Source organism: Methylomusa anaerophila (genome assembly GCF_003966895.1).
Lineage (GTDB): Bacteria > Bacillota > Negativicutes > Sporomusales > Sporomusaceae > Methylomusa > Methylomusa anaerophila.
Genome location: NZ_AP018449.1, coordinates 91,058 through 104,424, shown reverse-complemented (window position 1 = coordinate 104,424; position 13,367 = coordinate 91,058). Strand labels below are relative to the sequence as shown.

The following is a 13,367-nucleotide window of genomic DNA, read 5'->3' as shown; positions in this document are numbered from 1 at the left end:
ATGAGAACGGAGAAAACGCAATGATAAAATATATCTCTCAGTATTGGACAGACATCTCATCCATTTATAAGAAATGTGTCGATGCGCAATTTAAGAATAATCGAAGTATACGTTTATGGGAAAATTTACTAAGTAACGGTATCGGTGAACAGCCGCAGCAAAAAATATTGGACGCTGGTACAGGGCCAGGTTTTTGTGCTACCTTATTGGCCCAAAAAGGTCATTTGCTTACTGCTGTCGATGTGGCTCCCGGAATGGTCGAAATAGCCAGGGATAACTTTCTAAAAAATAAAGTGTTCGTTAATCTGTACTGTGGCGATGTGGCAAATCTAGAGCGGGAAGCGAGTGGGACATTCGATGCGGTGGTATCTCGGGATGTGGTATGGACATTGCCTAGCCCTCAGGCTGCTTATAATGAGTGGTGGCGTGTTCTAAAGCCAGGTGGACGCTTAGTCGTCTTTGACGGTAATTTTTTAAATAACCAATATCAATTATTGCGACCGCTTTGGAAAAAACTATCCTGGATTCTTGTATTATTGTCTGAGAAGCGGAACCCTACCGTTAATGGTATGCCTGAAGAAATGATTTGTAATCTGCCGTATATTAGTGTTTTACGCCCGCCGGAAGATAAGAAACTACTAGAAGCTATTGGCTTTAAAATAATTGAAATAAAAGAAAAAGTGTTTGAGCCTGATTGGTTTTATATGGAGTATTTGAAATATGGTCACATGAGTACTAAGTTTATGATTGTAGCCGAAAAGTCTTAATAGATCAATTCATCCGCTTTATAAAACCATGGAGAAGTTAGTTATGGGGAATATGCTTTATGAAGTACAGCTAATTTGCGAAGAGGAAGTCTTTTTTTCCCATTTGGTAGCACTTACGGAAGATAAATTGAATAATTATTTTTGCTCAATTATAATCGAAATTGCGGCAGATTATCGCCTCTGATGCTGGAAAGCGTATCAACATGAACTCTGCTTTAAAATGGTAAAGAATATTGATCTGAAGATCAATAGGTGTGATTTGAAGGTCATTGGCTTTTTGCTTGTTACTGAAGTTACAAGCAAAACTGGTGACCTTCTTTTTTGATTGAGAGGAGGATAATAAGTGATAGATAATAGGTGAAAATAAGCACTCGAATGATCGCATAATCACACTTGTACTAAGGCAACATGGAGCTGGAGCTTAAATGAAATGTACTTAATTCTTCGCTACGGAGCAGTTACCACAAAAATTATTGGACTTTGAGGGGGAATTTATATGAATAAACGACAGAAGAAAATATTGTGTACTCTTATTGGCAGCGCATTTATACTGAGCATGGCGGAGGCGGCAGCACAGGAGCAGGAGTATAATCTGGATGAATATGTTGTGACCGCCAATCGTATTCCGTTGAAGCAGGCGGAAACAGCTGCAAGTGTAAAGGTGATTACTCGCGATGAAATTGAAAAGAGCGGCTATACCCGCGTTCCGGAAATTTTAGAAAAGGCAGGACTTAGCATTTTTGATTCCGGCTCAGCCGGCTACAGCCAGAGTTCAGTATTTATCAACGGTGATGACCGAGTTCTGGTGCTGGTTGACGGACGAAAGATCAACAAGGAAAATGACCTTGGAGGCGGCAAGATGAAACTTAATCTTAATCTCCTGCCAAGTGTGAAAAGCATCGAACGAATTGAAATTGTGCGCGGTCCGGCCTCGTCGCTGTATGGCAGCGATGCCGCCGGCGGCGTCATCAATATCATTACCCGCAAGGCAACTGCAAATGAGACCGCTTTAGAGATGCAGGGCGGCAATTGGGGTATGCGTAATTACAGCCTGAGAACCGAAGGACGCGAAAACGGTTTTGGGTATTTTATTACTGCAGAGCGCCGGGAACTGGACCATTTTGAATACAAAGACGCGAGGACAGGCCAGGTCAAGCGTATGCCCAACAGTGCCGTCGACGAAGACGCGATCAGTGTGAGGTTGGACAAGGAATTAAGCGAGGGGAGATCGCTTTCGCTATATTTAGAATACATTAACAGCAAAAAAGGTTACTTCTTGGCGCCGCCGGGCTATCCGTATCATTTCCCTACCTCTTATGAAGTTAACCGCAATAACACTGCCGACTTGACGTATCGTTGGAAAAACCGGACGGGGGCGGACGGTTACTTCAAGGTTTACTACAGCTCTGATTTGCGTGAGATTCCCAATTATATGGAGGGATACCCCAGCGCAGTGGATAAGTGGTCGGTAACTAGCCGGACTACCGGCACTGACTGGCAGGATAACTGGAGAATAACGGATAGGTATGATTTGGTCGGCGGTGTCAGTTGGCGGCAAGTAAATGTGGATATTCCCAAGGGCGGTATTTTTAACAAAAAAATCGAGAATAGCGCTCTGTTTTTAGAAAACCGCTGGCGCTTGCCCGCTGATTGGACCTTGACGGCAGGAATGCGTCATGACGACTACAACTTGTTTGGCGGGCAAAGTACGGTTCGTCTTACTGCAAACCGAAAAATTAACAATGATACCAATATTTTCGCTTCCTGGGGACAAGTTTTCCGGACGCCAAATATCGAACAGCTTTACAGTACGGGAGTGCCAAGAGGCAACCCGAATTTGCGTCCGGAAACAGGGGATACGGTTATGATCGGCGTGAATACCAAATTGGCCGGCAATACCAAATTGCAAGCCAGCATTTTTAGCAGTCGCCTGGACGATGCTATCGTAAGAGTCAGCACTAATGTTGTCGGTGTCCCTTATTCGTTCGATAATGTCAGCAAACAAAAGCGGCAAGGCTTAAACCTTGATTTGACCCGCCAATTGTCCCCTTTATGGAACATTTCGGCCGGTTATGCTTACGTTCAGGTCCAACAGAAAGTGCAGGGAGCCGCAAATTATACTGATGATCCTGAAAATAACCAGCCCAACGGTTATCGATTCAGCGCCGATTACAGCGGTGGCAAATGGGATGCCGGACTTACGCTGCGAGGCGCGACCGGACTAAGCCGGGCGGCATTTACAACAAGTTCATACTGGGTAGTCGACTTGTCGGCAAAATATAAAATCAGTCCTGATCTCATCGCCAGTTTCAAAGTCTATAATCTTGCCAACACGGCGTATGAGGTAAGGGGAGTGACGGCTCCGAATCCAATCGGGTTTTATCCCATGGCCGCCCGCCACTTCTATCTCGGTCTGGAACGCCGCATGTAGCGTGAAACATCAGCCGCCGCTTTCTTTTTGCTGTAGCCTGGCTGGGCGGCGGTTGAGATTCTGGTAAAGAAATACGCAGTATTATATACAGTATTGAAAATAGCCGCAGGACCAAAGGCAGTTGCTGCATCTTAATATTGACTGTTTTTTTAAGGCTTCATAACGTAATGTCCGGGTGCCACTTCAACCATGATACCGTCTGTTTTTGCATTTTTTGTATCAAAATCCAAAAGCTTCTTATTCCTTTCATAGACAGGGTCGGGTACCGGAACTGCTGATAAAAGGGATTGTGTATATGGGTGGAGCGGATTATTAAACAATTCTTTTGTTGCTGCAATTTCCATAATCTTGCCGTGAAGCATTACGGCAACCCTGTCACAGATAAACTTAATGATGGAAAGATCATGTGCGATAAAGAGAAATGAAAACCCATGCTCGCGCTGCAAACGCTGAAATAAGTTAATGATTTGCGCCTGAATTGAAACATCCAGGGATGCAACAGGCTCATCGGCAATAATCAAATCAGGATTCATACTTAAGCATCTTGCAATGGCGACACGTTGACGCTGACCGCCTGAAATCTCGGCAGGATATTTGGTTTTATATGCATTATCAAGCCCTACTTCCTTTAGCAAGGACTCTAATTTGTCCCGGAGCTCATTTTTGTCCCTCATAATGCGGTTAACCGTCAAAGGTTCGGCAATTATCTGCTCGACCGTCATTCTTGGATTCAGCGCAGCAGATGAATCCTGAAATATAATCTGCATGTTTTTGTGAATATCTTTTTTATTCTGCTTGCGTATTATTTTTTGGGATATCATATTGCCCTTAAAATACACTTCGCCGCCCGTAGGTGGATATATTCCCGTAATTGTACGCGCAACAGTTGATTTTCCTGAGCCGGTTTCACCTACAAGACCAAAAACCTCACCCTTGTTAACATCAAAAGTAATACCATCAATAGCTTTGATAGTTAAGTTTTTGTTTATATGAAAATGCTGTTTTAAATTACAGACACTTAATATTTTTTGTGTGTTCATGATACGGTCCTTCTTTGTAGTAAAATTGGCGGTGTAATCCTTGGCGCTCTTTCATCAAGCAACCATGTAGCTGCGCTATGTGTAGGAGAAATCTGGAACATGGGCGGCATTTCTTCGTAATCAATCGCAAGGGCAAATTCGTTTCTTACAGCAAATGCGTCACCCTTCGGCGGATCCACCATAACTGGTGGCGTGCCGGGAATGCTGTTAAGATTTTCTCCTTCCCTGGCCAGTGATGGTAAAGCTGACATCAATCCCCATACATAAGGGTGCCGGGGGTCATAAAAAATTTCTTCGGCTGTGCCGATTTCTACGATTTTTCCGGCGTACATGACAGCCACACGGTCGGCAATACGGGCAACAACACCCAGATCATGGGTAATAAAGACAATTGAAATACCTGTCTTGTTGCGAATATCCAAAAGAAGATCGAGTATTTTAGCTTGAACTGTTACGTCAAGGGCGGTAGTGGCTTCGTCCGCAAACAACACCTTGGGATTAGAGGCCAGAGCTATTGCCAATATGCATCGTTGGCGCATCCCCCCTGAAAAAAAGTGCGGCTGCAGCGAATACCTTTGGTTAGGATTGTCAATGCCAACCGAGTCCAACATCTCCAATGCTCTTTTTTTTGCCTGTTCCCTGTTGAACTTGTTATGCTTCAGGATGGATTCAGTAATCTGTTTTCCTATCGGAATGGTTGGATTCAACGTTGTCATGGGATCCTGAAACACCATGGACAAAACACTGCCGCGCAGCGAACGCATTTGTTTTTCTTTATTATCCGTTATATCATTGCCGTCAACAATAATGCGTCCTTGCTTTATCTTGGCGGTTTTAGGCAACAGTTTCATAATTGATTGACACAAAACGGTTTTACCACATCCGGATTCTCCCACAACAGCCAAGATTTCGCCTTTATTGAGCGACAGACTGACATCTCTGACAGCCTCGACCTCACCATTCGGCGTATCGAAGCTAACTGACAAGTTTTCAAGTTGCAATACAGGTTGCATAGTCTGCAGTGCCTCCATTTCAAAAAAGTAAATGCTGGGTGCTCGACAGAACACCCAGTATGTCTTAACATTACTAGCAGATTTATTTTGATTTGTGATTTCACTTTTTGGAAAGTGTCCAGTTTTCTATATTCCACATAACGCCAACTGCATGGTGTCCGAGAAGTCTAGTCGTATCAAGACCATTTAGGCCGCTAATGCCTACATAATTACCGTCAAGAAATGCAATCAGTATAGAAGCCGGTTCCTTTGCAAATGCAACCTCAAATTCGCCATAAAGGGCCTTTCTTTCATTAACATCTTTGGTATGTCTGGCCTTTGTAAGTATATCGTCGACTACCGGATTGGAGTATTTCATAGTATTCGCACTCCCACTTGAGAGGAATTGCTGATATGTTCCATCCGGATCGAATTCAGCCGCATAACCGGCCAAGAAGCCGTCATATCCAGCTTTCCAGTCAAACTTCGTAACAAGGGCAATTTCCATTTCAACGCCTGCATCTTTCAACTGCTTTGAAACAATATTGGCTATATCTATTCGTTCTTCTTCATAATCACGAACTTGAATTTTAAAATGGAATTTATCGCCATTGCGTTCATAGATGCCGTCGCTGCCTTTAATCCAGCCAAGCTTTTTCATCTCTTCTGCAAACTTATTTAGATCATATTTGTAAATGTCAGCAGCCTTATTACCGCCAAAAGAGTTCAGTTGGATAGGACTGTATGCGGTACTTCCCTGGCTGTTAAGCACACTTTTTACGACAGCATCCTTATTTATAGCATAGTTAAGAACTCCAATGGAATCTTTGTTTTTAATCCAGAATGCAGATTTGAAATCCGGAGATACTGCACGATAGTCAGCTGTTTTAAAATCGAAGTTTTTATAGCCAGCCTTACCACGAAATTTTTTTGCATAGTTTGCATTGAGCCAGGCAAGGTCTGCTTCGCCTGATTCGAGCATAAGAGCCTTGGTGCTTTCCACGGCAACTGTCTTGTAAACTAATTTTTCAATATTAGGAACCTTACCATAGTATTTTTCGTTTCTCACCAGTGTTATGGTTCCCCCGGCTTTATCCCACTCAACAAACTTATAACGGCCAGTTCCTACAGGCTTTTGGTTAAATGAGGACGTGGTGATGTCCTGGCCTTCAAGCAGATGCTTCGGTAAAATACCAACAGTAAAATAATCAAGCATCGCAGCATTATATTTTGAAAGAACTATTATAACCGTGTTCTCATCCTTTGCTTGAACACTTGCGATATCCAAATACTGACTAAGGATACTTGCAGATAAGGTTTTATCTGTTGTCAACTTTTTATAAGTGAAAACAACATCCTCGGCGGTAAAGGGCTTACCGTCATGCCATAAAACTCCCTTCCTCAGATTAAAGGTATAAGTAAGTGAACTATCGTCATACGTATAGCTTTCCGCCAAGTCCACAACAGGCTTGCCGGCGGCATCATAGTTCATCAAGCCGGAAAAGACAATACTGGATAACTCTCCATGATCACTAAGAATAGGGTTGATTGTATCAATATTTTCGCCTGCATATACCAGCGTATTTGACAAATCGGTTACCTTTGTCGTTTTAGTTCCGCTGCTGCTTAAAGAGCACCCTATAAGACTCAGGCTGACAGCCATAATACATATTACCGCTGTCAATTGTCTGGTAATTTTTCCCTTGGAACTCATAAAATCCTCCTTTATTATATAAATTTTGAATTGCCTTATAAAATGCTTTCACCTTTGTTTGTTTCTTTTCGAAAAAAGTATGCGATATTGGTAATACACACCATGGTTATTACTAAAAATACGCCCGGGAATATGATCACCCACCAGGTATTTAAAAGTAGTGCTTTGTTAGCAAGCGATAGCATGCTGCCCCATGAAATTACATCCACGGGAAGTCCCAGACCTAGAAAACTCAGAGTAGACTCCATCGACATGCTTGAACTTATACTTGATACAACAACAAACATGATTGTTGAAACAAAATTCGGTATTAGGTGCTTCCTCATTATGTGCAGGAAACTCCCTCCCATGCATCGTGAAGCAAGCACGTATTCACTGCTGCGTATCTGCCTGACTTCGCTTCGTACGATTCTTGCCAGGGCGCACCAACCTGTCACACCGATGACAAAAGATGTCTTAAAAATATTTTGTGTTCCCATGATCGAGGTAAGCAACAGTACAAGCAACAATATTGGAATACTGTTTATTAGCTCCGGGACCCGCATCATGACAGCATCAATTTGTGAATTGGCGTTACCGCTGATGCAACCGTATACAACACCTATCACAGTACTGATCACCATGCTCAGCAGTCCGATAATAATTGAAACCCTTCCGCCGTACCATATCATGGAAAAAATATCACGTCCCAGCGAGTCTGTTCCGAAATAGAATTCTGCATCAGGTGCTTTACTCAGGTTATTTAGATAGAAGCTGGTCGGGTCATGGTTACGCACATGATCAGCAAATACACATCCCAAAATGATAATGGTAAGGATGACAATAGAAACCAGCGGCTTACCCTTCAACCTCTGCCCCAAGGATGAATTTTTCCTCTCGGGAGTGTGTGTCTTGTAATTAACACCAACTATGACGAACTGTTCCCTGCCTTCTCCCGCCATTCAGACGCCTCCGTCAATTTCATTCTTGGATCAATTACTTCATTTATTGATTGTGCAATAATACTGCTGGAAATAACCAACAAACCGGTAATCAGCACAGCTAGCATCAGTAAATTGTAATCGTGATATTTCGCGCTTTGAACTGAAAGTGCACCAATACCGGGATAATTGAATACCGACTCTGCAATATAGGTTCCGCTCAGAACATGCGGAATAGAAATCGCCATGATGCTGACGATAGTCGGTGCCACATTGCGAAAACAATGCTTGAATACGATTTCAGATTTTGTGCAGCCCTTGGATTTGGCCAGAAGAACATAATCCTTTCGCACCTCATCCAAAAGCTTGTTCCTTATCATGTAAGAGTAATACCATAGATGACTGAGTATCATGACTATTAGGGGCAGGATCATATGTTGAATTCGATCAAGGATATCGCCTGATTTACCTATGCTATAGGCTCCACTGCTTGGCAGCAGGTTGAGGTTAATACTAAAAATCAATACCAAAACAACGCCCAACCAAAACGGAGGTATGTAGTAGGCTGCTGTTCCCACCTTACATATGACTTGATCAATCAAAGTATCTTCGTTCATCGCACAAAACAAAGCAAGGAGGGTGGCCAGAATAAAAACAAGTATATAGGCTGTTCCTCCCAGAATCAAAGTGTTTCCAATCAACGGAGAAATGACGTCCATCGCGGGTATCTTATATTTCAGTGAGAGTCCGAAATCACCCTGAAATGCGTTACTGATCCATTTGATATATTGAATATATATTGGGCTGTCCAAACCCAGACGTGCTCTTGCCGCGTCCAGCTCCTTCGCGGACATGGATTCAATTGCATCACCGTAAAATGATTGCAGCGGATCACCAGGCGCAAGTCGGGATAAGTAGAAAACTCCAATGGATAATATAAACATCGTAAGTGCAAACCATGAGGTTCTTCTTATTATCTGTTTAACAAGTATTGTTTTTTGGAGCAAACAACACCCCCGCTTTCATTAACATCAACTGGCAAACAGCAATTAAACCAATATGATATGAAGATTATTAACAAGAAAAAAGAATTTACTGCGCCGTCATCTTATTAACATAAAAAAACCACGAAGGACAGTTCTCAAGCGAACAAAACCTTCGTGGTTCTATTAAAAATAATTAAATTTATCGGATTCTTACATATCTTTCCTATCGAATTACATTTCCGGCAATTATTCAAGGTTTTCATAACCCTGTTGCGATAAATGATACTATAGCAAGTATGTGTTGTCAAGAAATTGTCACTCAACAGGGTAACTCGACTTGTGCAAAAATGTCTGGAGGAATGCTATAAAAAATATGATTTAGATAATTTTGGTATTGGGTAATTAAATAGTATGGGAAAAATCATGAAAAAATCGTGAAATATCTGCTGGAAGTTTTGCTATTTACAAAGTTCTAGTACGTTATACAAGGCTAATGTATAAATGTGTACACTCAGGGTAACTGCTGGAAGTTTTGCATAAAAATCCATAGTAATTGACAAAATATATAAATAAATTATATAATCAACTAGATATATGACATTATACGAAATAATGTCTTTATGATGATTTACTTACCAGTCAGCAATAACAAAAAATAATTATATTATATTGTGTATGAAACAATATACCATGAAGGTCCAATTTATAGATACACATATTATGTGCATCTTATTTTGTATCTTCTTTTTTTATGACTTAACATGCAAAAAGCTATGCCTGTAGTGTAAGAAAGAGGGTTGTTTTCAGGAAAGGCGAGAAGCTATGAAAAAAACAAAATTTATTTTAAAACGGTTATTTCAAATCATCCCCATGCTTATTATCGTAACAATTCTAGCCTTTGCCTTAAGTAACATGTCAGCTGGTGATGTGGCCGAGATAACCATACGCAGTCAGGGACTGGAGGTTACCGAAAAGAATATTGCCGCCGTGCGGGAAGAATTGGGACTCAATGAGCCACTTCCTGTTCAATATATGAACTGGTTGATAAAAGCAGTTAAATTTGATTTTGGCCTGTCCTTTCAAACCCGCCAACCCGTCACAGACGAGATACTGTCAAGATACCCCGCAACCCTTAAACTGGCCATTGCAGCCATGTTTATTGCTGTTTTGATTGCTATACCGACAGCCCTCATCTCCGCCCGCTATAAAGATTCGTTTCTGGACCATTTTTTCAGAATTTGGTCTACCATCGGTGCGACAATACCTGATTTTTGGCTTGGCTTAATGCTTTTATATATTTTTGCAGTTCAGTTGAAGCTTGTTCCTGTTATTTCAGGCAGCAAATTTGAAAATATATTGCTGCCGGCATTCACATTGAGCGCACATTACTCAGCTATATATATAAGAATTTTGCGAAATAATCTCATCGAAATAAATAACTGCGACTATGTGAGAGCGGCAAGAGCAAGAGGTCTTAGCAAAAATGCCGTTTTGCTGAAACATGGCTTGAAAAACGCAGTTCTTCCCTGTATAACCCTTATAGGCGTGGATTTTGGCAAGCTGTTAGCTGGTCAGTTTGCCTGTGAAACCATTTTCTCCTGGAACGGGATAGGAAAATTTGCGGTCGAAAGTATCAAACTTAAAGATTTACCTGTTATTCAGGGCTATATAATTATTGTTGCTATAACCTATATTGTCATAAATCTTTTACTTGATATTCTATACGTTTATATCGACCCTAAAATACAATTCAAATAATTAAAAGCAGCAGGAGTAAAAATTGCAAGGAAGCAGTATTGTACATGTTGCACAAAAATTGACGACAGGAAATCTACATACAATGTTTCCTTTTGTCGTCTTGGGAGGAATGGTCAAAATTTTAAGAAGCAGCATACTTGTTAAATTAAAAAAACAGACACTGTCGATACTGGGATTAATCATCATCAGTGTCTTCCTATTTGCGGGTATTTTTGCACCGATCGTATCTCCCCACGATCCTTATGCGGTTGATCTCAGCCAAAAATTACTCAGGCCTTGCGCCGAATTCCCGCTGGGAACAGATCAGCTTGGCCGGTGTATATTGTCAAGATTGATCTATGGAATCCGGACCAGCCTCACTACCGCAATCTGTGCTACAGCCCTGATGCTGGCGATCGGAGTTCCTCTCGGCATTATTGCGGGCTATGTGGGCGGATGGCTTGATAATGCCGTTATGCGTCTTGCCGATATTGCATCAACCTTTCCGTCAGGCCTTTTTGCCCTGGCTATTGTGGGAGTGCTTGGGCCCAGTATAGTTAATATCATGATTGTTTTCATTTTACTTTGGTGGGCGCCTTTTGCGAGGATTGTACGCAGCATGGTCATTAAGCTTAAAGAAAAGGAGTTTGTGATGGCGGCCATTGCCTCAGGCAGCAGTCAGACCGCCATAATTTTAAGGCACATCACCCTGAATTCGATCTCTCCCATTATCGTACTGGCCAGTCTTAGAATTGCTGCCGTTATTATGCACGTTGCAGGCTTTTCGTTTATTGGGCTTGGTTCACAGCCGCCTATTGCCGACTGGGGTGTCATGCTGAGCGACAGCAGGCAATACTTAACATCCTATCCTTTAATGCTGTTTTGGCCGGGACTGGCTATTATGCTGGTTGTGTTTGCCTTCAATATGCTTGGTGAAGGGCTGAATGATGTTTTCAGCCCGGTTTCCGGTTATGCAGTGGCGGTAAAGGAGGATGACGAACAACATGTCTGAGCAGCCGGTTCTCTCCATAAAAAACCTTAAAACCTATTTCTATTTAGAAGAGCGAGTGGTAAAAGCAGTGGACGGGGTCAGCCTTGAGGTGTACAAAGGCCGTATAACCGCAATTGTAGGCGGCTCCGGCAGCGGAAAGTCGGTTATGTCGTTATCGGTCCTGGATTTGGTGGATAAGCCGGGCAGAATTATTGACGGGGAAATATGGCTTAACGGTGTTAACCTCCGGGATTTGCGGGAAAAGCAGCTTTTAAAAATAAGAGGCAAAGAAATATCCATGATATTTCAAGAGTCGACCAGTTCCATGAATCCTGTTCTAAAGGTAAAAAGCCATTTATTCGAGGTAATCCGCACCCGCAATAGGGCGATAGGCAGTAAAGAGGCGTTAAGCCTGTTCAGAGACGTGCTCGACCGCGTTGGTTTAAGAAATACAGATCAAATTCTGGAAAGCTACCCTTTTCAGTTAAGCGGCGGTATGTGTCAAAGAGTTATGGTTGCGATGGGACTCCTTGCCCAGTCCAAGGTACTGATAGCGGACGAGCCGACCTCATCACTGGATTTGACAACCCAGGCTGCCATACTGGAGGAATTGATACGCTTAAAAACTGCAGGTATGGCGATTGTTTTAATAACTCATGATTTAGGGGTTGTGGCACAAATGGCCGATGATGTCTATGTGTTAAAAGACGGAAAGATAGTAGACAGCGGGACCGTTTATGACGTATTCGAATCGCCGCAGCATGAGTATACAAAATCCCTGCTTGCCTCAATTTTTTAAATGTGAAAATGGGTGAAAGCGTGAATTTATTTGAAATAAACAGCCTGTATAAATGTTATAACCAAAAAGAAAAGCCCAAAGTATATGCCGTATACAACCTGAATTTAACTATAAAAAAAAGAGAAACGCTGGGGCTTGTAGGTGAGTCGGGCTGCGGCAAAAGCACGCTGGGAAAAATGCTTTTAAAGCTTGAACAGCCAACCAGAGGAACAATTATTTTTAATCAGCAGGATATAACAAATTATTCTTTTAACCAAATGCGGAAAATTAGAAACGGCATGCAAATGATCTTTCAGGGAAACGCCAATGCTTTTAATCCGTATTTTCCGGTGGAACAGATTATAAGGGAACCTCTTGACAATTACAGCCATGAATCGAAAGAGAAGAAAAGGGAAAAAATCGTCGCCATGCTGGAAAAAGTAGGGCTTAACAAAACGTATCTAACCCGGTACGGGCACGAAATGTCCGGCGGCCAGAGGCAAAGGGTTGGCATCGCCAGGGCTTTGATTTTAAACCCGGAATTTGTTGTATGCGATGAAGCTGTTTCCAGCATTGATTATGCCTTAAAAAATCAAATTTTGACCTTGTTAACCGATTTAAAGAAACAGTTTGGCCTCACGTATCTGTTTATTTCCCACGACATCGCTGCAGTCAATAAGATATGTGACCGGGTTATTGTTATGTATTTAGGAAATATTGTAGAAATTATTCCTAATATTAATGACAAAGTGCAGCACCCCTATACAAAGGCGCTTCTAGCGGCAACCCTTATTCCTGATCCCCGGAAAAGAGAAAAAAGCAGGGTGCTGTTTAAAGAAACTGAAGAAATAAAAATACCTGAGAAAGGATGTGTTTTCCAAAATCGTTGCCTTTATGCACAACAGGTGTGTACGATTGAGCCGCCTGCTTTAGTGTCGAAAGATAACGAACATTATGTTGCATGCCATCTCTATCAATAATTTTTTGCAGGGAGAGAGAAAAATGAGAAAG

At 42.0% G+C, this 13,367-nt stretch carries 11 protein-coding genes; 6 read left to right on the top strand and 5 right to left on the bottom strand.

Translation table 11 applies throughout. The annotated features are described in order from the left end of the window. The first annotated feature begins 20 nt into the window (after positions 1-20). Both MAMMFC1_RS00390 and MAMMFC1_RS00385 read left to right on the top strand, forming a co-directional pair. Entirely contained in the window at positions 21-767 is a 747-nt protein-coding gene (locus MAMMFC1_RS00390; protein WP_126305586.1) for a class I SAM-dependent methyltransferase, read from the top strand. A gap of 496 nt (positions 768-1,263) precedes the next feature. Next, positions 1,264-3,198 (top strand): TonB-dependent receptor plug domain-containing protein, encoded by a 1,935-nt coding sequence (locus tag MAMMFC1_RS00385; protein WP_126305585.1) that lies wholly within the window; start codon positions 1,264-1,266, stop codon positions 3,196-3,198. 149 nt (positions 3,199-3,347) lie between these two features. Here MAMMFC1_RS00385 and MAMMFC1_RS00380 read toward each other — a convergent pair whose 3' ends face one another. The 5 genes from MAMMFC1_RS00380 to MAMMFC1_RS00360 form a co-directional block, all read right to left on the bottom strand. Next, the gene (locus MAMMFC1_RS00380; RefSeq protein WP_126305584.1) at positions 3,348-4,238 is read right to left on the bottom strand and encodes an ATP-binding cassette domain-containing protein; all 891 of its coding nucleotides are present in this window, start codon (positions 4,236-4,238) and stop codon (positions 3,348-3,350) included. After that, positions 4,235-5,269, bottom strand: a complete 1,035-nt coding sequence (locus MAMMFC1_RS00375) for an ABC transporter ATP-binding protein (protein ID WP_269471854.1) — start codon at positions 5,267-5,269, stop codon at positions 4,235-4,237. The genes MAMMFC1_RS00380 and MAMMFC1_RS00375 overlap by 4 nt, the downstream gene beginning before the upstream one ends. Positions 5,270-5,351: 82 nt before the next feature. Continuing rightward, positions 5,352-6,944, bottom strand: a complete 1,593-nt coding sequence (locus MAMMFC1_RS00370; protein WP_126305582.1) for an ABC transporter substrate-binding protein — start codon at positions 6,942-6,944, stop codon at positions 5,352-5,354. A gap of 35 nt (positions 6,945-6,979) precedes the next feature. Next, positions 6,980-7,885, bottom strand: a complete 906-nt coding sequence (locus MAMMFC1_RS00365; RefSeq protein WP_126305581.1) for an ABC transporter permease — start codon at positions 7,883-7,885, stop codon at positions 6,980-6,982. Further along, positions 7,852-8,871 carry an ABC transporter permease gene (locus MAMMFC1_RS00360; RefSeq protein ID WP_174234354.1) on the bottom strand — a complete coding sequence of 340 codons (1,020 nt, stop codon included), beginning with the start codon at positions 8,869-8,871 and terminating at the stop codon, positions 7,852-7,854. The genes MAMMFC1_RS00365 and MAMMFC1_RS00360 overlap by 34 nt, the downstream gene beginning before the upstream one ends. A gap of 801 nt (positions 8,872-9,672) precedes the next feature. Between MAMMFC1_RS00360 and nikB the strand changes: the two genes are divergently transcribed. From nikB to MAMMFC1_RS00340, 4 genes are all read left to right on the top strand, one after another. Further along, positions 9,673-10,608 (top strand): nickel ABC transporter permease, encoded by a 936-nt coding sequence (gene nikB, locus MAMMFC1_RS00355; protein ID WP_126305580.1) that lies wholly within the window; start codon positions 9,673-9,675, stop codon positions 10,606-10,608. A gap of 109 nt (positions 10,609-10,717) precedes the next feature. After that, positions 10,718-11,599: an ABC transporter permease gene (locus MAMMFC1_RS00350; protein ID WP_126305579.1), complete on the top strand. Its 882-nt coding sequence runs from the start codon at positions 10,718-10,720 to the stop codon at positions 11,597-11,599. After that, entirely contained in the window at positions 11,592-12,377 is a 786-nt protein-coding gene (locus MAMMFC1_RS00345) for an ABC transporter ATP-binding protein (protein ID WP_126305578.1), read from the top strand. Before MAMMFC1_RS00350 ends, MAMMFC1_RS00345 begins: the two co-directional genes overlap by 8 nt. A gap of 8 nt (positions 12,378-12,385) precedes the next feature. Continuing rightward, complete coding sequence (locus MAMMFC1_RS00340) at positions 12,386-13,336, top strand: oligopeptide/dipeptide ABC transporter ATP-binding protein (protein WP_197723876.1); 951 nt, start codon at positions 12,386-12,388, stop codon at positions 13,334-13,336. Positions 13,337-13,367 lie beyond the last annotated feature (31 nt).

Bases quoted from the DNA above. Each gene is read 5' to 3' on its own strand.
- MAMMFC1_RS00365 (WP_126305581.1), bottom strand. From the start codon at position 7,885: ATGGCGGGAGAAGGCAGGGAACAGTTCGTCATAGTTGGTGTTAATTAC.
- MAMMFC1_RS00370 (WP_126305582.1), bottom strand. From the start codon at position 6,944: ATGAGTTCCAAGGGAAAAATTACCAGACAATTGACAGCGGTAATATGT.
- MAMMFC1_RS00340 (WP_197723876.1), top strand. From the start codon at position 12,386: ATGGGTGAAAGCGTGAATTTATTTGAAATAAACAGCCTGTATAAATGT.
- MAMMFC1_RS00375 (WP_269471854.1), bottom strand. From the start codon at position 5,269: ATGGAGGCACTGCAGACTATGCAACCTGTATTGCAACTTGAAAACTTG.
- nikB (WP_126305580.1), top strand. From the start codon at position 9,673: ATGAAAAAAACAAAATTTATTTTAAAACGGTTATTTCAAATCATCCCC.
- MAMMFC1_RS00350 (WP_126305579.1), top strand. From the start codon at position 10,718: ATGGTCAAAATTTTAAGAAGCAGCATACTTGTTAAATTAAAAAAACAG.
- MAMMFC1_RS00385 (WP_126305585.1), top strand. From the start codon at position 1,264: ATGAATAAACGACAGAAGAAAATATTGTGTACTCTTATTGGCAGCGCA.
- MAMMFC1_RS00380 (WP_126305584.1), bottom strand. From the start codon at position 4,238: ATGAACACACAAAAAATATTAAGTGTCTGTAATTTAAAACAGCATTTT.
- MAMMFC1_RS00390 (WP_126305586.1), top strand. From the start codon at position 21: ATGATAAAATATATCTCTCAGTATTGGACAGACATCTCATCCATTTAT.
- MAMMFC1_RS00345 (WP_126305578.1), top strand. From the start codon at position 11,592: ATGTCTGAGCAGCCGGTTCTCTCCATAAAAAACCTTAAAACCTATTTC.